At 41.2% G+C, this 21232-nt stretch carries 30 protein-coding genes; 3 read left to right on the top strand and 27 right to left on the bottom strand.

The annotated features are described in order from the left end of the window. Positions 1 to 2: 2 nt before the first annotated feature. The 26 genes from ABZP26_RS08215 to ABZP26_RS08340 all read right to left on the bottom strand — a co-directional run bounded on the left by ABZP26_RS08215 (position 3) and on the right by ABZP26_RS08340 (position 16540). On the bottom strand, positions 3 to 908 hold the full coding sequence (locus ABZP26_RS08215) for an AAA family ATPase (RefSeq protein WP_368484739.1): 906 nt from the start codon (positions 906 to 908) through the stop codon (positions 3 to 5). Positions 909 to 916: 8 nt separating this feature from the next. Continuing rightward, complete coding sequence (locus tag ABZP26_RS08220; protein ID WP_368484740.1) at positions 917 to 1300, bottom strand: response regulator; 384 nt, start codon at positions 1298 to 1300, stop codon at positions 917 to 919. Positions 1301 to 1826: 526 nt separating this feature from the next. After that, positions 1827 to 2969, bottom strand: coding sequence for a phage minor head protein (locus tag ABZP26_RS08225; RefSeq protein ID WP_368484741.1), 1143 nt, complete (start codon positions 2967 to 2969; stop codon positions 1827 to 1829). 1 nt (position 2970) lies between these two features. Next, positions 2971 to 3513, bottom strand: coding sequence for a hypothetical protein (locus ABZP26_RS08230; protein WP_368484743.1), 543 nt, complete (start codon positions 3511 to 3513; stop codon positions 2971 to 2973). Positions 3514 to 3515: 2 nt separating this feature from the next. Then, entirely contained in the window at positions 3516 to 3959 is a 444-nt protein-coding gene (locus ABZP26_RS08235) for a hypothetical protein (protein ID WP_368484744.1), read from the bottom strand. Positions 3960 to 3969: 10 nt separating this feature from the next. Continuing rightward, entirely contained in the window at positions 3970 to 4584 is a 615-nt protein-coding gene (locus tag ABZP26_RS08240) for a DUF3164 family protein (RefSeq protein ID WP_368484746.1), read from the bottom strand. Continuing rightward, positions 4577 to 6079 carry a DUF935 family protein gene (locus ABZP26_RS08245; protein ID WP_368484747.1) on the bottom strand — a complete coding sequence of 501 codons (1503 nt, stop codon included), beginning with the start codon at positions 6077 to 6079 and terminating at the stop codon, positions 4577 to 4579. Before ABZP26_RS08245 ends, ABZP26_RS08240 begins: the two co-directional genes overlap by 8 nt. After that, on the bottom strand, positions 6072 to 7811 hold the full coding sequence (locus ABZP26_RS08250; protein WP_368484748.1) for a hypothetical protein: 1740 nt from the start codon (positions 7809 to 7811) through the stop codon (positions 6072 to 6074). Before ABZP26_RS08250 ends, ABZP26_RS08245 begins: the two co-directional genes overlap by 8 nt. Continuing rightward, positions 7811 to 8317, bottom strand: coding sequence for a DUF1804 family protein (locus tag ABZP26_RS08255; RefSeq protein WP_076921176.1), 507 nt, complete (start codon positions 8315 to 8317; stop codon positions 7811 to 7813). The genes ABZP26_RS08250 and ABZP26_RS08255 overlap by 1 nt, the downstream gene beginning before the upstream one ends. Continuing rightward, a complete protein-coding gene (locus tag ABZP26_RS08260; RefSeq protein ID WP_055012195.1) occupies positions 8317 to 8655 on the bottom strand; it encodes a hypothetical protein in 339 nt (112 codons plus the stop codon). Before ABZP26_RS08260 ends, ABZP26_RS08255 begins: the two co-directional genes overlap by 1 nt. 9 nt (positions 8656 to 8664) lie before the next feature. Further along, positions 8665 to 9108: a hypothetical protein gene (locus ABZP26_RS08265; RefSeq protein ID WP_368484749.1), complete on the bottom strand. Its 444-nt coding sequence runs from the start codon at positions 9106 to 9108 to the stop codon at positions 8665 to 8667. After that, positions 9098 to 9352 (bottom strand): hypothetical protein, encoded by a 255-nt coding sequence (locus ABZP26_RS08270; protein WP_039036983.1) that lies wholly within the window; start codon positions 9350 to 9352, stop codon positions 9098 to 9100. Before ABZP26_RS08270 ends, ABZP26_RS08265 begins: the two co-directional genes overlap by 11 nt. 159 nt (positions 9353 to 9511) lie before the next feature. Next, positions 9512 to 9733 (bottom strand): hypothetical protein, encoded by a 222-nt coding sequence (locus ABZP26_RS08275; RefSeq protein ID WP_368484750.1) that lies wholly within the window; start codon positions 9731 to 9733, stop codon positions 9512 to 9514. Continuing rightward, positions 9730 to 9921, bottom strand: a complete 192-nt coding sequence (locus ABZP26_RS08280) for a hypothetical protein (RefSeq protein ID WP_368484751.1) — start codon at positions 9919 to 9921, stop codon at positions 9730 to 9732. Before ABZP26_RS08280 ends, ABZP26_RS08275 begins: the two co-directional genes overlap by 4 nt. Continuing rightward, the gene (locus ABZP26_RS08285; protein ID WP_368484752.1) at positions 9908 to 10153 is read right to left on the bottom strand and encodes a hypothetical protein; all 246 of its coding nucleotides are present in this window, start codon (positions 10151 to 10153) and stop codon (positions 9908 to 9910) included. Before ABZP26_RS08285 ends, ABZP26_RS08280 begins: the two co-directional genes overlap by 14 nt. Positions 10154 to 10169: 16 nt before the next feature. Next, entirely contained in the window at positions 10170 to 10349 is a 180-nt protein-coding gene (locus tag ABZP26_RS08290; RefSeq protein WP_368484754.1) for a hypothetical protein, read from the bottom strand. A 15-nt stretch (positions 10350 to 10364) separates the two neighbouring features. Beyond that, the gene (locus ABZP26_RS08295; protein ID WP_368484755.1) at positions 10365 to 10511 is read right to left on the bottom strand and encodes a hypothetical protein; all 147 of its coding nucleotides are present in this window, start codon (positions 10509 to 10511) and stop codon (positions 10365 to 10367) included. Between the two features lie 9 nt (positions 10512 to 10520). Beyond that, positions 10521 to 10928, bottom strand: coding sequence for a Mor transcription activator family protein (locus ABZP26_RS08300; RefSeq protein WP_368484756.1), 408 nt, complete (start codon positions 10926 to 10928; stop codon positions 10521 to 10523). After that, positions 10925 to 11122, bottom strand: coding sequence for a hypothetical protein (locus tag ABZP26_RS08305; protein ID WP_368484757.1), 198 nt, complete (start codon positions 11120 to 11122; stop codon positions 10925 to 10927). Before ABZP26_RS08305 ends, ABZP26_RS08300 begins: the two co-directional genes overlap by 4 nt. Further along, the gene (locus ABZP26_RS08310; RefSeq protein WP_368484758.1) at positions 11123 to 11521 is read right to left on the bottom strand and encodes a phage protein GemA/Gp16 family protein; all 399 of its coding nucleotides are present in this window, start codon (positions 11519 to 11521) and stop codon (positions 11123 to 11125) included. It abuts the gene before it with no gap. After that, positions 11518 to 11877 (bottom strand): hypothetical protein, encoded by a 360-nt coding sequence (locus tag ABZP26_RS08315; RefSeq protein WP_368484759.1) that lies wholly within the window; start codon positions 11875 to 11877, stop codon positions 11518 to 11520. The genes ABZP26_RS08310 and ABZP26_RS08315 overlap by 4 nt, the downstream gene beginning before the upstream one ends. Positions 11878 to 11913: 36 nt before the next feature. After that, positions 11914 to 13158, bottom strand: a complete 1245-nt coding sequence (locus ABZP26_RS08320; protein WP_368484760.1) for an AAA family ATPase — start codon at positions 13156 to 13158, stop codon at positions 11914 to 11916. Next, positions 13148 to 14812, bottom strand: a complete 1665-nt coding sequence (locus ABZP26_RS08325; RefSeq protein WP_368484761.1) for a Mu transposase C-terminal domain-containing protein — start codon at positions 14810 to 14812, stop codon at positions 13148 to 13150. The genes ABZP26_RS08320 and ABZP26_RS08325 overlap by 11 nt, the downstream gene beginning before the upstream one ends. A 9-nt stretch (positions 14813 to 14821) precedes the next feature. Then, entirely contained in the window at positions 14822 to 15742 is a 921-nt protein-coding gene (locus tag ABZP26_RS08330; RefSeq protein ID WP_368484762.1) for a hypothetical protein, read from the bottom strand. Between the two features lie 16 nt (positions 15743 to 15758). Continuing rightward, the gene (locus tag ABZP26_RS08335) at positions 15759 to 16187 is read right to left on the bottom strand and encodes a hypothetical protein (protein WP_182798275.1); all 429 of its coding nucleotides are present in this window, start codon (positions 16185 to 16187) and stop codon (positions 15759 to 15761) included. Positions 16188 to 16228: 41 nt separating this feature from the next. Further along, positions 16229 to 16540: a helix-turn-helix transcriptional regulator gene (locus ABZP26_RS08340; RefSeq protein WP_182798276.1), complete on the bottom strand. Its 312-nt coding sequence runs from the start codon at positions 16538 to 16540 to the stop codon at positions 16229 to 16231. 145 nt (positions 16541 to 16685) lie between these two features. On the opposite strand from ABZP26_RS08340, the gene ABZP26_RS08345 reads away from it, so the two are divergent. The 3 genes from ABZP26_RS08345 to ABZP26_RS08355 all read left to right on the top strand — a co-directional run bounded on the left by ABZP26_RS08345 (position 16686) and on the right by ABZP26_RS08355 (position 20388). After that, positions 16686 to 17168, top strand: coding sequence for a hypothetical protein (locus ABZP26_RS08345; RefSeq protein ID WP_368484763.1), 483 nt, complete (start codon positions 16686 to 16688; stop codon positions 17166 to 17168). 17 nt (positions 17169 to 17185) lie between these two features. Beyond that, positions 17186 to 17674: a hypothetical protein gene (locus ABZP26_RS08350; protein WP_368484764.1), complete on the top strand. Its 489-nt coding sequence runs from the start codon at positions 17186 to 17188 to the stop codon at positions 17672 to 17674. A gap of 83 nt (positions 17675 to 17757) precedes the next feature. Beyond that, positions 17758 to 20388 carry an ATP-binding protein gene (locus ABZP26_RS08355; RefSeq protein ID WP_368484765.1) on the top strand — a complete coding sequence of 877 codons (2631 nt, stop codon included), beginning with the start codon at positions 17758 to 17760 and terminating at the stop codon, positions 20386 to 20388. On the opposite strand, the gene ABZP26_RS08360 is transcribed toward ABZP26_RS08355, so the two are convergent. Beyond that, entirely contained in the window at positions 20381 to 21091 is a 711-nt protein-coding gene (locus ABZP26_RS08360; protein ID WP_368484766.1) for a hypothetical protein, read from the bottom strand. The genes ABZP26_RS08355 and ABZP26_RS08360 overlap by 8 nt on opposite strands. Positions 21092 to 21232: the final 141 nt, after the last annotated feature.

A 21232-nucleotide genomic window follows, 5' to 3' on the forward strand; every position in this document is an offset into this window, starting at 1 on the left:
ACCTAAACGGGCACTAAAACATGTTTTAAAATGGCCGCTATTTGTGTATCGCCCGCATCACTATGTAAACCTAATCGATGCTGACACACACTTGAAAAAACAGCCTGTACATCTTCGGGTAGTACATAATCACGGCCTTCAATATAAGCCCACGCTTTGGCCGATTTAGCCAGTGCCATACTGGCTCTTGGGGAAAGCGAAGTCGTTAATGTTTGAGACTCACGAGTATAAGTCACTAACTCAATTATATAATCAACCACCGGCGAACTTAGCGTGATATTTGATATAGCATCTTGAATTTGCTTAAGTTGATGTTGTTCAATTCGCTGCGGTAACTGCGAATAGTCACGTTTTTGATTATTTAACAGTAACCGTTTTTCTGCATCTTTAGGTGGAAACCCTAAACTTATTCGCATTAAAAAACGATCTAGTTGTGATTCTGGTAACGGGTATGTACCTGCCTGATATAATGGATTTTGAGTCGCAATTACAAAAAATGGAGTAGGGAGCAGGTACTTGTCTCCATCTACTGTTACTTGATGTTCTTCCATCGCCTCCAATAAAGCACTTTGTGTTTTAGGACCCGCGCGATTTATTTCATCAGCGAGCACCACTTGGCTGAAAATTGGGCCTTTATGAAATGAAAAACTATGTTCATTATTATTAAATATATTGGTGCCAATAATATCAGCGGGCAATAAATCGCTGGTAAATTGTATACGCTGATACGATAACCCCAGTACTGCAGCTAATGCATGCGACAAAGTGGTTTTTCCCATGCCGGGTAAGTCTTCAATTAGTAAATGGCCTTCACTAAATAAACAGGCTAACGCTAATTTTATTTGTTGTTGTTTACCAAATATAACGGTAGATAGGTCATCAATTATTGTCGTAACAATGTGCTGCATAATTTCCTTTAATCTATGAGTTCTAAACGTTTCATTACCGCATCAACTTTTTGCGCGTTAAAGGGCTTAGCTATAAATTCTTTTGCGCCTAGCTCCCAGGTATTTTGCACTGTTTCAAAGCTATTGTGGCCTGAACACATAACAACATGTGCATGAGGGTGTTCGTTGTTAATCGACTCTAAAATTTCAATGCTTTCAGAATCAGGTAAATCAACATCTAAGAATATAACGTTGGGTGATTTTTCAATAAGCAGAGGTTTAGCACAATTAAAATTATCGCACTCAATAATGTCATCAAAACCTAAACCGGCTAATACTTGGCTTAAATCAACGCGGATCTGTTTAACATCATCAATAATTAAAATTGGTTCGAGTGGGCGTACAAATTCCATATGAATACTTCAATGTTTTTTACGGCTTGTGCTTTAATATTAAGCTAAGCATTAAGGAACCTCAAGGTGATAACTATGAATAACCATAATAGTTGTTTAAAGTCACTTAATGTCCGATACCGTCTAGTATTGGACTTAGTGAGCTTAAAGCTTTTAAAATAGAGCGCTGCTTATATATAGATATATTACCACCTATAATTTATATTATGTTAAATAGCATATATATGTACTTAAGCAAACTAACTGTAAGGGGTTGTTCATTTCTAGAATAATGATGATATGAGGATTTTCGCCCTCGTCTTTTGGAAAAGCCCATTATTACTGGGGTTAGCTAATCCTGAGCGGAAAATTAGTTAAATTTGAATTACGCTTGGTTTTAGACGAAACCTGTTCAAACTGACTCATTACCCAATCATTCCTGCTCATTATACGTTTAGAATTAGATCATTTCTGATCGTTTAACTTTCCTTTAAATACACTTTAAACGCCTTTTAAACGCTGTTTAAATATTTTGAGCTGCCGATATTTAAAGTTTTTCGGCAGCTATTATTGTATTGAACGTTGGGCCTAGCTCTACTGTGATCATAAAACCTTGGTACGATATTTTTACTTGGTTGCCTATATAAGCAAACGTATTTGGATTTTGAACAGCGTTCATTAGTTCGTGTATTTGTTCAATTGCTAATTGGCCAGTTAAGAGCTTTTCAATTTGAGCGCTGCTCACTGTAACAGTGCTACTATATATAGGTGCGTTTTTACGTGATAACTCGTTTAGTAAATTTACTGGCAAGTGCCCTAGCGTAAATTGCTGGCCATCGGCTCCTGATTTTTTAAGTGCCAACTTTGCTGCTTGCAAGTTTACCTGCTTTATATAGTACTGCTTAGATTTTAAAACCGCTTCGTTAAATTGTGGTACCGCCAGTTGTTGTAAATCCTTTGACAGATTTATGACTGACTTACCCGCTGCAATGTCTGCACCTAACCATGCTTTCCCTGGATTATAATCCCAACCTAAATCAATGCCTGGTAACTTACTTAGCTCTTCACCTGTTGATGGATCAACAACATTAAATGACTCCATAAACTTATCTACTTTTTCAGGCTTGGTAACAGATAATCCCATACGTGCTATATCGCGCGCATTAAGTGACACCACTTTACATCTGCAGTTATAACCATTCGGTGGATAATGTGTATCCCAAAAAGGATGATCCACAGGCAATAAAATATAATTCCATTTACCGTGTTCAGGTCTTACGCGGCTATCACCAGCAGTTAAGTATAATAAATAAGGCCTACGCTGTTTTATACGTTCTTGTTGTTGCCAACGGCCAGCTGCAAGCGCGGTGTTTTTATTGTTTTGATAAATAACTTTTGTGCGCCAGCCCCGCTTGCCATTGTATGACCAACCTTGATCACTCACTATTTTGTCAAAGCGTTTTCTAAAGTCCGATATAGTTTCGCCATCACTAATCGCTTTATCTACTGCTTTATATAGCTCGTTTATAATTTCGATTTGAGTTGCACCGGCAACAGTAAATGCCTTGGCGTGAATTAAGCCTTGTAAATCTTTATATGATTCACTTGTTAGCTTAATTTTGTCTTTAAAGTGAGAAATGGCTTCCTTGAATTTTACAAGGTCGCCATATTGTGGAGCTGGTAAGGTCATATTATTGCTCTTTTAGTGACTGTTGAATGTCCTGAATTTCATTTCTGCGTGAATTATCACGGCTATTACCAAAGAAGAAATTCAATATTGACGCCACAACGGTGCCTAAAATAAAGCCTAAAATGGTGTCTGCAAAGCGTGTGGCGGTATCAGGAATGGTTAAAAACGTTATACAGCCTATGTATATAACCGTTGCAACAGACCAAAACCACGCATAATAATAAATGAAGCGCTTAGAAAACTTATCATCTTGATTAAGTGCCTGTATTTGCATGTTGCGGGCGCTTTGAGTGTTTTTAAACGCTAAATCATCAAGCTCTTTTTCACGGTTTAATATGGTTTGTCTGAGCTCTTGTTGTAATGCACTCGATTGCTGAATACGGTTCATAGCCTCTTGTGGTGAACCGCAATTAGTGAGTGTTTGCGCCATATCAACAACTTTAGACGCGACCTTTGATCCATTGTCGCCCCCTATCCAACTGCCTATTTTTTTATCCAAGCCAGTAAGCTTTGCAAGGCCAAGTGCTATTGTAATTGGGTCCATAGTTATACCTTTATATAGTCATCAAATGATTTGCCGCCAATTTTAATAAGCTCTAAACCTTCGAGCTTTTTATACTGACGAACGAGGCTTTTAGCGGTTGTAAAATCGCATGTGTGGTATTCAGTTACTTCATAAAGCTCTGGCATTTCTTTTTTTGCACGGCGCTTACCCCATATTTTTTCAAAACTTTTAATTGATTTAGCTGTATATTTTGCGCGGGTTCGTTTACGCCACACATCAGGAATACATGCAGGGCGCTCGTTGTCTTTAGAGTACCAGCCGCCTTTAATTACACCGTCTACGTAAACCACTAAGCTTGTTTTCGATTCTGATACTCGACTTCGCGTTACAGTAACTTCAAACTCACCATATTTGAAAATAACGGAGCTAAAAAGCCCAGCTAAGTGCTTTTCTATCTCTACCCACTGCTCTTTTGTAATGGCCATAAGCGCCCCGCTACAGTTTTGCTATATCGAGTGAAATTGCTTGTTCAATGCCGTTATCATCTTGCTTGTAAAAGCGGATGAAGCGGGTTGAGTCAACCACGCCAACGGATTCCGCAATAATGTTCATGGCTTTAGCCCATTTGCCTGAATCGTCAGTAATTTCGAGTTTACGCAGCGCTAAAATGCGTTGCGGGTTAAGTGAACCTTGCTTATCGGTATTGAACGTTTTGCTAACAATAGCCTTAATGTTTTGATTGCCGCCTTCGGTCCATTCATCTAGGCATTGATCAATTAATTGTTTAGCAAGGGTAAGTTCTGGGCCAAGTTCAATGCGTTCTTGCGTTTGCAGAGTTACTTTTAATTGGCTGTCAAAGGTGCGTAACATCACATTGCCTTTTTTACCGCCTAAGTTAACGCCATGTTCTTGAGCTAATAGCTCTATAAAGTCGTCGGCCTCAGCCATTAAACTTTGTTTAAACTCTGCCAGTGCTTCTTGCATTTTAATCGCTTTATCAATGGCTTTTTTAACAAACTCGTCTTTGATTAAATCGGTTTGTTTGATGTTAGCAATGGCGACTAAATTGCCTTTGCCGTCTTTTAAATACCCGTCAGGAACATTATTCATTGTCTATCTCCACAGTTTTAGAATTAGCCTCGTTCATGCCTGCCATAAACTCATACTCCATTGCTGATTGGGCTACTTGCACCAGCGTAGAGTCTGAAATATCGGGGAATTGTGAGGTGATTTTTTGTTTAAGTTCATCCAGGTCTTTTGATGCCTGAGCAAAATTAAAAAGCTGTTTAATGGTGTCGTCTGTTGCGTGATCAAACACATCTAACTCGTTGGTAAGCTCTACGCTTTCAGTTGGCTTTTTGGAAAACTCGGTTTTAGCAGGTGTTGCAATGCCATGGCCTTCGTCGGGCACATCAAGTACTGCTTCACCGTCTTTTGGTTTAGGTACACCGAGCTCTTGATAAGCCCAGTCTTCACCAACTGGGACAATACGGGCGGTTTCGCGCACGCGGGTTACGGTGTCGGTGTTAATTTCGCGTTTGTCTTTAAAGATGAATTTTGGCGGTTCGCCACCATCAAAATTTACCGTATGAAGCGAATTTAAAAGCTGATTGCGATATGACGCTACAAGCGCCCTGTCTGAGCGTTGGTTGTCGCCTGCACGTTTTGCATGAGTTTCGCTGGCAGCACGTGCGCCGCCATTTTTTTGCTCTGTTGCTAAGGTTTGACTGGTTAAAGCTTTGCTTATTTCAGCATTACAAAAGTTAACCAAGCGCTCGGGCACTGGCTCGCCAGATAGCTTGCTTTCGATGATTTCAATGCTGGTGTCATCGGGTATGGCGGCTATGCCGTCTTGAACAAGCCTAGCTAGCCCATCAAGTAAGTTATTTATGTCTGAATCTTTACTGCCTATTGGGTATTTACCTACAGGAAATGGAATACCAAAGCGCTCGCACAGCTGTACAAAAAACTTAAAGCCGCCATGCTTAAACGTCCATGGCCAAAAACAACTACTTAATAATGCAATACCATACGGGTTTTCGGCACTTGGCATATGGCGAACACACGACCAACGACGAGAATCGACTATTTCGCCCTGTGGGTTTTCACTGGTTTTTACTAATAGCTCGTGATCACTATTAAACGCAAAGCGGCTGTTACGCCATGTTTCTACGTATTCGGGTTGCCAATGGTCTTTGTTTTTAATGTACTTGCCCAAGTGGGTAACACTAAAACCGTTTAAAATGGCGCTGTAATTGTGCCAGTCCATATCGGCCCATTCGGTATGTGGGCATGGTTTACGGGCAAAAAAGGCTTTAGCTAACTCATAACTTTTTAAACTGGCTGCGTCGTCACCGCCTGGTACAAGCTCAGTGTTAAAGCTAAATAAGCCACTGCGCAGTGAGCGCAACTCTCCAATAACGTGCGCATCACGGGCTATTTCTTCATAAATAGCGGTGTTTTTACCCGCACGGCGCAGTATTGGATCTGGATTTGGTAGCTCAGTAATAAGCGCTGTTAGGCTTGGGTCTAAGCGGTTTTGGTCAAACATACGGTTAAGCGCAGCGTATGCTTTTGATGTAATACGTGGCTTGCTTTTAAACATGATAGCCCCTTATTTGTTTTGTCACTTTACGGCTATTTACACGAGGAACGCCGCCTGCCCCTGTACTGGCTATCATCCATAAAATAGCCAGGGCACAACTTAAATCGTAGTGATGGGTTGTTTGCTTTTCTGGCCAGTTTTCAAGCTCGTCGAGCAGTAAGCGACACCGTGAATGAAAGGCAATTTGTGCCGGCGTATTGGTTACATAAGTTTCAAGTGAGCCTATACGTTCCTCTGCAGATATGGTGGCAGTAACACCACGTAAAGGCAGTGCTATACCTTGCTCTAAGCCTGTAGTAATAAATTGGCTACGCATAAAATCAAAGGCATTGTTATTTTCAAAGCCCCATACGCGGCAGTTATATTCTTTTTGGGCGCGAATTAAGTCGTTAAGTAAACGGCTAGTACCACGAACCTTACGGCTTTCGTATTCAACGTGCAGCTTTTGTAAATCTTGGGAATAAAAACCCACTAATATAGCACTGGGATCGGCTTTTTCTGTTTTGCCCATACTTGGGTCGCACGCGCCATAGGGTATCCATTCGTTTAAGCGGTCTACCCAAAAATCAAACTGGTAAAATATGGCTTCTTCGTCACTTTTGGCAATGCCTTGCATTTCACGGTTAAACTCACGTTTATTAGCCGCCCACATACACATTAAATCGTAGAGTGTACGCACACTTGGCCAACTGGTTTGGGCACCTTTAAGCATTTGCTTTTTACGCTTTAACCAAAATTTAAACGAGGGTTTTTGCTCAGTTGAAACAGCCTCACCCTTTGCTGCAGCGCGTTTTTCAAAGCGTTTGTCGTCATGCACCATTAAATCGCGGCACTCTTCCCATAAATCCATACGCTCAGGCATTTGTTTAATGGCTTTAAAGCGGTGAACAATATGCCCTGGTGCTTCTTCGGCTCGGCTGATTGGGTCGTCATTATTTAAAACGGTGTTTACACCTAAAAATTTAACGGTGCCATCGGGTGGGCCAAGGTATTGCACGGCTGCTTCTAAAAAGCGCCAACGGTTATCACGTTCTGTGGGCGATTTAGCCTCGGCATCGGTAATAATGTCATCAGATAGCAGTAGCTTAGGGCGGCTGGCACCATGGAACGTACCGCGTACTGACTGCTCAGCACCACGGCTTTCAAAGCGCACGCCTTGCGCTGTTACAAACTCGCCTAACTTCCATACAGGGGATTTTTGGCACACTTCGGGAAAGTCTAAAGCCAAGTTATTATTGTTAAGCAACTCAGTTTTAACTACCTCGAGTGTTTTGGTTGGCATTTTTGTTTCAGCACCAAACAAAATTACAAAATCAATAAATTGCTTTATTTTGGCAAGGCCCAGGTCTTGGCAAATTTCAGGGTCTTGCAATAGCGCCAGCACCGCTACATACACAGGGGCAATTTTTACCCCAAGGGTACTTTTGCCTTCACCACGCGGGGCTACAAACCAGTTTTTCCAGCCATTTTTAAGCTTGAGTGCTTCGGGAAACCAGTTCATAAAATAGCTTTGGAACTCAGACGCTGTTTGATCGTCATCAAGCCACATATGATGCGGAAAATACGTATAAACAAAAAACTCAAAATCGCCGCCAAGTACACGTTTTCGGCGTGATTTTATTGCAGCGGGGCTTGGGTCTATGTTGCGCTCTTTTGCTTCAATATCGCGGCGTAACGAACCGGTTATTTGTTCTATTTCAGCTAAAAACTCGCGTGAATTCATATCGGCCATTAGTCGTCTAACTCCGTATCGAGCTTAGGACCAAACGCGGTAAGTATTTCAACAAATTCGGGCGCAAAGTCAGGGTATTTGGTTGACACAAACTTAGCCAAAATTTTAAGCACTTCGGTGGCAATGGTACGCTTTTCAAGCTTTTTATTCCCGCCCGACACTTTCATTACCTTGCTCATCATATCGGTAAGTGAGCTCAATATTTTTGTGCGTTGGTCAAGTGGCAGTGCTGCGCCTTCGGCTGATTTTAAAAGCTCAAAGGTTTCGTTTACTTGAATGGTAAACTCTTCAATAAAGTCGGTGGTAAACTCCCCTGCTGTGCCTTCGCTACGGCGGCTTGCTGCACGGGCTAAGTCCCAATCGTCACCATTGTCTTTAGCTTCCATTTTCCAGCGTCGTGCGGTGCCATCGGCCACACTGTGCTTAATAGCGGCAACACTTAACGCAAGCAGCTCGGTTACATAGCTGTGGCGTACGGCGTTTTTCTTTTCAGCTGGGTGTGCCATTAGCCCGCCATCCCATTTTTTACAGCATAGGCAATAAGCGACACAGCCAAACCCGCAGTGCCACCCATGGCAGCGACTTTAACGCGTTGGTTTGTTAGTTTTTCTTCAACCTTGCTTAAGCGGTCATCTTGCTTATTAATGGCTGCAATTTGGCGTTTTTCGCTTTTTTCTATATCAAGCTTTAAGCCATCGGTTATTTCTTTTTGACGCGCTTCGCTTTTTTCAATGCTTTGATGAATATCGGCTTTTATATCTTTTAGGTCATTTAAAATAGCGGCTTGGCTGCCCTGTATTTCACCAATGGCCTGAAAAAGTAAGTTTTCTTGCTCTTGATTCATGGGTGTTCCTTACGGGTTAAATACTTTAATGCCCGTCCAGGTAGGCGTGCGCACATCAAAATGAAACCAGCTCACTTGCCCTTCAATGGCGGTGATATATGGGAATTCTTGTGGGTGGGTTAATACGTAGTCACGTACTTGTTGAGCAGTGTAGTTTTTAAAGCTGCAGTCGAATGCTTTGCCTAGCTTATGTTGGCTGCGTTTAGCACCTATTGTGCAATCAAGTGGGCGGTAGCCACGGTATTGATTTGCGCCGCCAAAATACCAGTTGTTTACGGTGCATGGGCCAAACGTGTCGCGTAGTTTTTGCAGCATGCGCAATGCGCGGTCATCAAATAAATGAATTAAAAATAATGGGGTATCGTTAAATAGTTCAAACGTGGCTTTAGGTACCAACTCTTGAAATATAAAACTAGGGGCAGTAGGAACGGCCACTCTTTGTTTAAGAGCCATGCTGTTGAGTCCTTATTTTGTTGGTTAAACGTTGTTTTACTAGGACGTAACAGGCAGGTAAGCGGGTATTACGCACCGGCTTTTTATTCGCTGGGTTTAGCAGCTCTTTCACGCGGGTACGCAATGCGGGCAGGTCTTTTAACGGGCAACGGCGAGAAATTGCAATTTGCTCGGCTTTAGAACTGGCCTTAATAATTTGTTGAGCTAATAACTCAATAAATGGCGCATGCACTGTATTTGTCATGCTGGTAGTAAATCAATTTAGGGGATTGGGTAACACTGTAAAGTTGTTTGCGGCTGGGGGTTTTAGAGCTAGCTTATTAGGTTAAATTAAAAAGGCTTGCCAATACAAGGGGGCAAGCCAATTTAATTTAAATAAGGTTTAAACATGGTTTAAATACAATTATATTTTTTTGAAACTGGCGTCCCAGTCGCTGTAATCAGTATCGATAAAATCACTAGGTGAGCGTGTTACTTTAAGCTGCACTTGTATTTCTTCTTTACCACTTAATAATACCCCTAATGACACTTCATTGTCTGCGTAATCACCAGCAAACATATCACTTAACAGCTCTTCGATATTATCAACTGCTTTGCCTGCTATTTCTCTTGCTCCACTCATCATTTACCTTTAATTTCTCTAAATGCTTCGCGGTATTCGTCCATCATGCCTGTCGTGTTTAGGCCAAATAACTTGCGTTGGTTGATATACCGGTTAAGCAGGTTTAAACCGTATTCGTACTGCCACTGCTTAGGTTTAGCGCCGCCGCTAAGTTGCAACGCAGTGAGCAGTACAAAGTTATTGCTTTGCATTGTTTAAATGCGGTGGTATTTGAGTACGTACCTTATGGTGATCAGACATTTTCAAGAATATACAATCACACCGCCAACAGGTTGATAGCGTTTCCCATTCCTGATCAATGCCAGGGCGTGTAGTTAATAATTGCGTGTTACAGCTAGGGCAATCAAATGCAAGTATCGGTACTCCGCGCTTAATTAAACGTATAAAGTGATGCTGACATTGGGCTTTTAATTCAGTGTTCATAGCCTTTATAGCTCCTCTAAATAGCTTCAAGGTGATTGATGCTTACACCACCGCTTTTACCGCTGATTTTGACAACCATTTCACCGCAAATTTCCCAGCATTCACTTATAACTTCATGTTCAGAGAAAATGCTTTTGTTTGTAATGATTGGGTAATATTTTACTTTTGTGCCTTTTTTAATTAATTCATGTGCCATGTTATTCCCCTAATACTATTCATCTAAAGCTATTTCAAACTCTTCGGCGCAATGCTGACAACATGCTACTTCTGCCCGAAGTTCAGATTGATGCACTTCTGTTTCTTCTTCACAGTTTGGGCATTTTGCTAAAACATAAAATGTTGTTATTTTTCCTTGCATATTTATCCCCTACAAACTTAAATTTAATTGTGTTTCGTGCGCCCGTTCGTCTTGGTATGCACTGTAAATGCTGCTTACTTGCTGGCGGGTTATTTTAAAACGCTTAACCAGCTGCTGAATGTTGCAGGCTTTGGTGTCTAGCGCTTCACAAATTTGTTGATTACGAATTTGCATAAGCACTTTGTGCAACATGGGTATTTGGTAGCTTGAGCCTACATTGGCATTTATTAGCTCTTGCACGAAGGCTTTACCAAATACCTTTACTACTTCGTGATTCTCGGTTGGCTTTTCAGGAATATAAAACATTTGCCCTTGTTGCTCGGTAAGTACGGCAATGGTTTGTTCAACCCCTAAGTGTTTAACAATGCGACGTAGGCCGTGGGGTAATGCCCGTAAATCTATGCTTGATTCGCTCATGATTGCTCCTCAAATAAATAATCTAAGCCGTGCTCACGATCTATTCGGCGTTGCTCTTGATAGGCTTCTACATCACGGCGAGCACGGCATTTTTGCTTGTCTTTTTCTTTTACATTACGGTAGCGTTTTTCCTCTGTATAAGCGGCCTTACGCGGGTTAATAGTAAAGTTTTGGTACTCTTGGTAATTAGCCATTTACGCCCCCTGCTTTGCTTTATGGCGTGCAAGCCATTGCTTAAGTACTTCAATAATATGCGGCCATTGCTGGGCGCTTTGGCTTAGCTTTTTACCTTGTAAGTGCTTTTCACAAAACGCATCGCAGGCCTGTTTTGAATCAATGTTTACCGCACCTGCGCGGCTCAATTGGCCCCACAGGCTGTAAATCATTTTTAGTTGTGCGGGTAACTGTGTTTTACCCGCATTTGGGTTCATAGCACGGTAACGTGCAAGCAGTTGCTGTTGCTCAAGCTTGGTTAGTCCTGTGCAGGTATTAACACGGCCATCGCAAATGTACGACACATTAAGTTGGTGGGTATCTTGGTCGATACCCGCCGCCTTTTGTGCAATTTTGATTTGCTGGATCAAGTTGCTCACGCTATGTCCTCCAGGGCTTCAATTTCAAAGTGTGGCGCTTGGCCTATGCCAATAATTTTAATGCCCCAGTCTTTCATGCCGCTGGTATAAACCAGCGGAAAATCACGATAGATATTATTAAAACGTCTTGCTGTGTGGGCATGAGAGTTAATTTCATGCACATGGTGAATACTAAATAACTTGTCGGCAGCAAGGGTTGCAAAGGCCGCTTTAATGTTGCCATCGCATTTATCTATGAGCTCGCCTTGTGGGTCTTTTTTAGCCAGCAGGCTAAGCATTAATGCGTTTGTAACCAACGAGCTAAATGCTAAATGCGCTGTGTAACGTGATGTGTTTAATTTTATTGAAAATGCCATGATTAAATCCTTATTTAAATTATGTTTAAACGGCGTTTAAACCGCTGGTTTATTAAGTACTGATGAAAAAATGCCATTAACTAACAGCTTGTCTACGGCGGTGTCTGGGTTTTTGTTGGTGTGGTTAAGCAAGTGCGGTAGCAGGTTTTCAACCAGCTCACGGGCGTTACCTTCAACGCGTTTGTGCAGCCATTGCCACCATTTTGCATCGTCTTGAGCGAGTTTTACGGTGCCTTCGGTGAGTTCTAAAAACAGGGTGCGTATATCTTCAACGGTTATTTGGCCGATAGGTTTAGGCCAAAAGCACACGCGGCTTGCAATGAGTTCGTAGCGCTCTTGGGTTTGCAGTTTGTCTACTAGTTGAATGTTGCCAACCAGGGTTACGCCTACAATAGCTTGGTCGCTTATGGTGCGCAGTGGGTCGAGCGAGTTAGGTTTGCATTTGTCGGCTTCGTCTAAAATTATTAAACGGTCGGTATCGCGCAGTGCTTGAATAATTTTTTGCATGTTTTTATACGCGCTTGGGCAGCGTGATAAGCCCAGGGCTAACGTTAGTTGCTCAAGCACTTGGGTGCTGCTGGTTTGCTCACTGCCAGCAATTAAAATGGCTTCTTTGTTGTGGCGGCAATACTCCGCAATACCCTTGGTTTTACCCAGCCCTGCTTGGCCTGCAAACACACTAAAGCGTTTACGTTGGCGAGCTTGGTCGCAGGCCATAGCAATAAGCTTAGATGTACTGGTAGGAATAAAGCGCACATCACCGTACACAATGCTTATTTGTTTACGCTCAGTAAGCTCGCCGCTAATTTTGCCTTGCTCTACCTCTGCAGGGCAAATAAGCGCCCAAATGTCATGCAAGTGCTTAGTAGGCTTGGCGTTGTATTTACCGTTAATGAGTTGGCTTATTGATGCAGGGCTTTTACCCATGCTCACCGCAATACTGGCGCTGGTGATGTTTTGGTCGCGTATTTCGGGTGATTGCAAACGCAAGCAAATACGCGCTGCCAGTTCACGATCGGCTTTGTTGTACGACTTATTAAAGCCATTACGTTTTTCAATATCGGTAATAGCGGCTTCACCAAATAGCTTATGCCACATAGCCACAATGATTTTTTCAGGGTTAATGGTGCATTTATTTGCTAGTACTTCTTTAACTGATTGCAGGGCAAAGCCACAGTTAAGTTCTTCGGCTGTCATGCCTGTGGTGCTTAACTCTTGGTTAATTAACTCAACACGCAGCGTTTGCTCAGGCGTGTATGGGTGTGGTTGGCTATAGCTCATAGGTTGTTTCCTTGCGTAAATTAGGTTGATCAAGTAATTCGTTTAGGTCGATTTCGTGCTGCGGCTGTGTTGGCGTTACATCAAAATCAAAAATGTTTACGGGTGATTGTTGTGCTTCAATACCCTTAATAGGTGCAGCAAACTTAGTTACAGACTCAACATCAATAATGCGTGTACTGGCTTCTTGGGCGCGCACTTCTTGTAAATGTACTTGTAAGCGTTTTTCGCGGCCTGTAAGGCGTTTTTGCTGGGCTTGCTCAATACGTGACGTAGGCACTGCGTGCGATTTAGTTTTTAAGTTAGCGAACATTAAAAACTCACCGTTTAGCTTATAAAGCTTGGTGTAGCTGTCGTCGTGTAGGTCGTAGGCGGCAACAAGCTCTTGGCCATTAAACTGGTGTAAAAAGTCGGCACTGTAATCACGTTGGTGCAAGCGAAAACGGCCACGACGAATGTTGACGGTTTCGCGTGGTAGCATTACAAAGTCGCCCTCTACTGGGGGCACGCGCTCTATGTTTTCGTCCCATACTTGCTGGCGGGTTTTGCCCTTAACTTCAGGGTGCTCACTGTTATGGTAGTCGTTTAAAAAGGCTTTAAACTCAGCTATCCACTCGTCTACCGTAGGCAGTTTTCGTTTGCCTTGTTTAGCCTCTTTAAGTACCAGTTGCTTATGGCGGTCGTCGTGGTCGCGCCCGCAATAGGTGCTAAAGCGTTTACCTACGCGGTCTTCCATGTGTAAAAAAAACCGCTCAATCCACTTAACACGAGCGTTGCCTGGTATGGCAAAAATAACGTCTATTTCAAACTGGGCGTAAAAGCCAGTTGTATCGTCGTTCATGAGTTTGTTTTTGTAGCCTGAGCCGTTATCTAGGTAAAACATGGCAGGCACGTTGTTATGCACTTTAATAGCGCGACTTATTGCTGCTAGCGTATCGAGTGTGCTTTCGGCATAGCCAAGTTCCCAGCCCACAATGCAGCGGCTTGCTACGTCTTGAAACGCGGTTAACTCAGCACGGTAAGGCTTACCTGTTTTAGGGTGCGCTAGGTATACGTCGAGCGTGTGGCCATCGCCGTTATACATAACGCCTGGCTTAATATTATTAGTAGAGCGCAACAAATGATCTTTATGTTTTTCACGGTACAGTTTTGCACCCATACGATACGGGCTTTGTGGGCCAAGCTCGTGCGGCAGTGCATTAATAAAGCGGCGCACTTGATGATGCTCGGCTTTATAACCCTCTTTATTTAGTTGGTCGCTCACTTGTGCAAAGCTTGGGCTGTTTGGGCTGTGATAAAGCTCAAGGCAGCGTGCAAGCCAGCTATATTGTGTTTGCGCTTTGCCTTTATGGTTTGGCAATAAGCTGTTAATGCCGTTGTCTTTGTAGGCATTACACCAGTTATAAATGGTTGCGCGCCCTGGTAACTTACCCAGTGCATCAATAGCGGTTGCAAGTGTGGCCATTGCTGTATTTGCGCGGTACGCGGTTACAAGCGCTTCAAACGCTTTAGGTATGCCGCACTCTTGCGTTAATAAATGGCGAACTATTACCGCCCTACTCTGGGCTTTTTTACGGGCTGTTTCGCTGGCATTTTGCCAACTTAGTTCCAAGCCTGTGCTTGGCAACTTATTGTATTTTTGTACTGCAGGATGCATTGTTCTCTCCTACTCGCGGGTTTTAATACGGTCGTTAAACATGGCGAGCATGTATTCACGGTTTGCTTGAGCGTCTTGCCATTCGTCTTCGGCAAATTGTGGTATGCACTCAGCACCGGCTAAATGCTCAGGGCCAAACTCGCCGCTTAAGCGGTTGAGCATGTGGGTAATGCGTTGTTGTATGCCTAACCATAAATGCCACGTGGTTTGTGCCGCACCTATGCGGTGGTTTAAATCAAGGTCACGGGCGTTACATAGCTGCTCAATCATGGCTATAAACTCTTCGAGCGACTCGTTAACAACGGCATTATGTGCAAACGATTTTTGTCGCACCTGTGCAACTAGCATAGGTAGCTCGTACATTTGTTTAGGGGCCTTGGTTAAGCGCTCAGTTTCAAGGGCGTTTATAAGCGTGGCTGTTTGCTCTTCAAGGTCGGTGTGCTTGTCTTTTAGTTTGCGAATTTCTTTACGGAACTCACGCACTGATAAATCGTTAAGCGTTTCAAGGTCGTCGTCATCAAGCGATTCAACGGTTTCAACCGGTAAGCGCGCCATTTCAATCAGTTTGCTTTTGTTCATGTTTAAAAGCGCAGACGTCTGCACTTTTGAATCTGGCAGCGCTAAAAACATTTTTGATACCGCTATTGCGTTAAATGCGTTGCGACGAGGAATACCTAGTTCTTTTAACTTTTTATCGAATTCACCATATTGAATATGTGACTTAATACTTAAATAAAGTAGCCCGCGTTTTGCTGTATCAACTAGCGCTTGCTCTTCCATACGCACAAGCAATTGCCATGCTTCGTCAACTGAATCTGGCATTACTAGTTGTATGTGCCCTGCCATCTTTTCGATTTTGGCACTGAGTTGTTGTTGCTCTTCGGCACTAAAAACCTGAATTTCAGACGGTACTTGGTCTTTGATAGTCATTGTTTTGGCCTAAAAATTAATTGCTTGAGGTGTTTGGTAAAAGTGTGTTTTGAATTTCACGCTGTTGTTGTGTGTGCTTTTCAATTTCCATTTGTAACTCAGCGTGTTTTTGCAGTAACTGTGAACGTTGATCAATGGCTTTAAACAATAGCGGCTCAAGCAATACGTTTAGTGGCTCAATGCTTTTGATTGCCCACAAAAGTGCTGGCAATTGGTGTGCAGGTAGATATTTTTCAGTGCCTGGGGCTAGGTATTTATTTAACAGTGTTTCGTTTATTACAACGTCATCGACTTTTAATGCATTGTTCATGCGGTTAACAATACCTTGGCGTGTTAAACCACTTGTGCGGGCAGCAGCATTTACAGCGTAAAGGAACTGGTGGTATACATCGCAGCTTGGCGCTTCGTCTTGATTAAATATTGACTCTAAATCAGTAAGTTTCATGGTAATTATTCCCTGTAAAATTATTTGTGTTAGCCACGATGTTAGGTAAAGCTAGATTCTGGGATAGGCTGATTATTGCGAATAGCATTAATAACTTGCTGTTTTCTGGCAGCTCGGTCTTGACGGCCTCTTGCTTGGTGATCTTGGTAGGTATCGCCGAATACTTCTTCGATAGACATGTTTAGTGCAGAGCAAATTGCATCAGCAACTGGCTTTGATTTGTTGTTACGTTTTGCAATTGAGTAAACGTGTGCTCTTGTTACGTTTAGCCCCTCTGCTAGGTCTGACAATAGAATGTCTTTTTTGAGAAGTTTTTTGCGTATATCTTCAAATACTAAACCGTTAGAATTCATGCTAAGTTATCCTATGTAAAGTTAGTTGCATACATATGTAATGTTTTGTTGTTATTTAATCTGAATCATTACATTTGTATTGTCAAGTGACCTTAAACATTATTTTTGTATTCTTTTAACATTACATATGTATTGACAAGTTAACATGACAACTGATACCTTAAAAAAAGTTGATATAGAAACAGCTGCTAAAAAGCTTAAAAATGAATTTGGTGTTACTAGTGAAAGAGCACTTTCTTTAGCTATGGGGCTTTCTCAGTCTGCATTTTTAAATGCAATGAATAGAGGAACCTTGCCATATGAAGGGATTGTTAAGTCATGCATAGAGCGTGGTATTTCTCTTGACAATATTTTCGGATTGGAGCCAAAAGCAGAGAGGACTTATCAACTAAAAGAGCCAACTCCAAAATTTATACATAGCGAAGAGTTTAAAAATGAAGTAATTCATATAGACACGCTTGTAGAGTCAATAATGGATGAGGTTGTAATTAAAGATAATCTCCCAGTTGAACGATTACTTGCTGTACGTAAATCACTTAGGCCAATACTTGTTGATGCTGCAATTGAATACGATTGTGATCACGCTATTGTCAATGCTATTGCGAGGAGTAGTTTAAAACTGGTTTAATTTTCTAAGGATATGAGATGAAAACCTTATATAAAAGTTTCTTAATCAGTGCTGCACTGGCAGTTTCTTTTTCTGCTACTGCGCTTGAACCTATGAAAGAACGAGCCCAAGTGAAACATATTAACTCTACTCTATTAATGCCTGATGGTAGTGATATGAATGTTGATATGAGCCTGGATTGTGGATCAAAATTTAATAATACAGGCATTATCATTACCACCGAGCAAGGTGCTAAGTTCTTAGCCAATGCATACTCTAAGCTTTACAGCTTTGCAGCAGGTGAAAAAGTAAGACAAGCTTGGCAAATGAAAGCCAACCCTGATGACCCCCGAAAACCAACTATGTTATTAATTAATGAATTTGGCGCATTGGAATGGCCTGATAATTCTTCTAAGTTAATTAAATCAAAAAACTTTAGTAATTACTCTGCCCGGTCAATTAATATTGGCCCTAAAGTATTGCAATTGTGCGGTACGCGCAGTCACCACCCAACCGAGTTACAATAATAATTATTAATGGAGGCTAGGGCTAAATCGCCCTAGTTTTGCATATGGAACACTCATTTATTAAGTCCATAATTTGCTCAATAATGCTTTTTACAAGCACAGCAGGCGCTACTGAACTTGCTGGCTATAGCTTTGGCATAGCGCAAGATAAGAATGGTTTTATTTATCAAGCTAGTCAACAAGGTGGTTTTAGATTAGATGGGCAAACTCATACCCCATTAGCTGATTTATATAACGTACCTAACAATTGGTTAGAAGATGTTAGGTACATTAAAGATAAAAACCAACTTTTATTAGCGTATGGTGATTTGGGTTTATATCAAGTTGACCTAACTACTAATACAACCACCCGACTGATAAATAGCGGGTGTTGGCGTGTAGGTTTAATAAATGATGTGATCTACTGTTTGCGTAGCCATAAGCTTAGTAGCTTTGAGTATCAAAATGGTGTGCTCACCCCTTTAAAACTATTACCTGACGGTTTACGAGTGAATGCGATTGCTGACGGCTACATTGATACTGATGATGGTCTTTTTGCAATCGACGGTAATACTGCAAAATTGATTGATGCTACACCCGCCACCTATACCAAAATTAGTAACAATCAATATGGGCTTATAGCGTGGCGAGATAAAACCCTTTATTACTATGATGCATTTGGTAAGCAAAAATCAACGCCTTGGCCTACATATCCAAAGTCGCTTTATGCTAATGGTAATACTGTTTATATAGAAAAAAATGGTGCTGTAGTACATTTAAATTTAATGGATTTTTCAGTTATCAATGAAAAAGTAAATATGATTAAATCACCTGTGCGTCGTATATTTAAGGATAATTCAGACAATTTGTGGTTTATATCAAGTAACGATGTACAAATAAAACCAGCTACGATAAATCAATTAAGTTTACCCTACTCATCTGACTACAATATCAAAAAACATTTCCGCAATGGATTTTTTGTTGGTACTGAGCGCGGTGTTTTGAGTCACACAAGCCAGGGCTTTAATATTGTTGGGAGCCCTGCTGACTATGGTTATGTGATCACTGATATTGCAGTGATTGGCGATAGTTTGTTTATTGCGTCAAATAAAGGGCTGACCGAGTACAATTATAAAAACAATGAAACAGTAAAAATTTACGATAAATATGTAATTGCTTTGACTGTTAAGTCTGGTGAATTATATGTTTCAACCAGTTTCGAGGGTGTGTTTACATATAAGAACGATATTTTTGCAACGCTACATGACGTAAATTCACTTTTGCATAACAACGAAATCCTAGACGTTAAGTTTATAGACAATGATATGTATGTGCTTTCAGCCGAGGGTTTTTACATAAAAGATAAACTGCAACGTATTGGCTACCATGGAAATGAGATTGGTATTGTTGTGGATGCAGTAAAACTTAATGGCTCTGTTTATATAGCGACGTTTGGGAATGGCCTTTACAAGTTTGCTAATGGAGAATTACAACGTTTAAACAGCCCGCAAAGCATTATTGATTTACAGGAATTTAATAGCCAGTTATACATTGGTACCATCGATGGTGTTTATAAATTTACTAAAACAGATTATTCGTTAGTGCCAGGAACTGCTGGCCTAAACGTTACACCAAACTCAATGATGCTAGAAAATGAAAGTGATTTAACGTTTGGTACGCAATACGGGATCACAACAATTAAACTCGTTAATAAAGTTATGACTAATCAACCTCGAGTAACTGCTGTTAAAACTGAGAATAAGTATTTCGTGAATCAGACAAGCCACACTTTTGATGCTATCAGCCAAACCAGTTTATACCTATCTGATCTTAACTTTATTGGCAATACTGAGTTTGCCTACGCTATAGATGATAACTGGATTGATAGTGGTTCTGGAATTATTAATTTTCATAATATTAGACCAGGTAACTATACATTAAAGTTTAAAAGCCGTTTAAACGGTGGAAGTTGGGTTGAGGGTGAAAGTTTAAACCTAGAATTTATTGGGAAGTGGTATGAGTCGAACGTAGTTACTTTGCTACTCTTTGTATTACCTGCGTTAGTAATTATGTTTATTATCTTGTTTGCTGTATTGCTGTTAAAAGCTAACTACGGCGTACATAAAAAACTATATGACATGATTGGCTCATGCAAAATGAACCTAGCGCTTACTAAGTTGCTAAAAGCCAAGAGTGCTTGCAGTAGCCCTGATTTAAATAAAATGGCGGATGGACTTGTTTATTTAGATGAAGCCGTTGACGTAATTGTACCATTGGCCCATGGCAATGCTGCGCTTGGTAAACGTAGTATTCAACAGGGGTTAGCTGCTTTACAAGCTGCATTGCAATTTGAATGCACTGGGCTTAATTTTGAATACACAATATCTTTTAGCGACAGTGTTACATTAGACGCAGGGTTAGAAAGAGATATATACGCGCTTGTTTACCACTCAGTACGTAATTCAATTGATCATGGTAAAGCTAGTCAGGTTGAAGTGTTTGTTGAGCAGGTTCGTAGCCAAGTACATGTAACTGTTATAGACGATGGTAAGGGCTGTAGTTTATATGTTCGTACATTTAAATACGGCTTAGGTTTATATGTAATGCGTGATGTAGCAAAGCGCTATAATACTAAACTCAGATTTAAAAGTAGCAAAGCTGGTACCAGTATCGCGATAGGTTTCCCGCTTTGCGTAAAAAGCGTAATTAGCAGAAATGAAAAAGCCCCTAGTTAGGGGCTTGTTGTTTTAGTTTTTGCCTTAGGGCGTCATCAACGCGATCTTCCCAATCTCCACACCACCCTTCACTTATTGCTTGTTCGCATAAAGCAATAACATCATCCCAACGCTTTTCTTTTTTATAGATAATGGCAAGTTGCCTATACCCTGCATGGCTGGGGATGTGAAATGGCGTGTTTTCGATTGTTAAGTGACGCATAGATTTGTATTTTTTAGAGCTAATAGCAATAAAGCTTAAGTGATCACGTTTCATTTGTTGTACCGTGGCAGCAGCAATATCAATTTGTTTTAACGCATATTCTTTTGCTAACTCGTAGTAGCCCTCTTTTTTTCTGTCTTTGTAGTAAAGCTCCATCATTCGACCATATAAAAAATGCTGATCTACTTCTGAGGTTGATAAGTGAATATTAGACTCAGCTTCTTGAAGTATTTTTAGGGCTAATGGTCGGTCACCTTCTTTGGCTATAAACCACCCTCCCACTTCTTTTAAAAACTTCACTGTGCTGCTTGATGAATGGGTGTAATTACCTTTATCAATATTACTGTCACTCATAGGTGAATATTGGTTACGTATACGCTGGCGTTCTGATGCTGTTAATTTTTCTAGCCACCACTTTTGTAGTCGATGGTATTTGATCATGCCTTGTGGAGTACGTTCGCTAGGTTTTGGTTTATTTGACTCAGGAAAAATGCTTTCCATACTTAGGTTTCCTTTTTTGTTTTTAATCCTAAGGCTTAAATTAACCACGCCGTTTTTATATGTAAAGGTTTTTAAACGCTCTGTTTTTACCCGTTGCTCTTTGTAAACGCTAAAACCCATTAACTCCTGTAAGCGATTTTA

Origin of the sequence: Pseudoalteromonas sp. SD03 (assembly GCF_040937955.1) — a bacterium.
Taxonomy (GTDB): domain Bacteria; phylum Pseudomonadota; class Gammaproteobacteria; order Enterobacterales; family Alteromonadaceae; genus Pseudoalteromonas; species Pseudoalteromonas tetraodonis.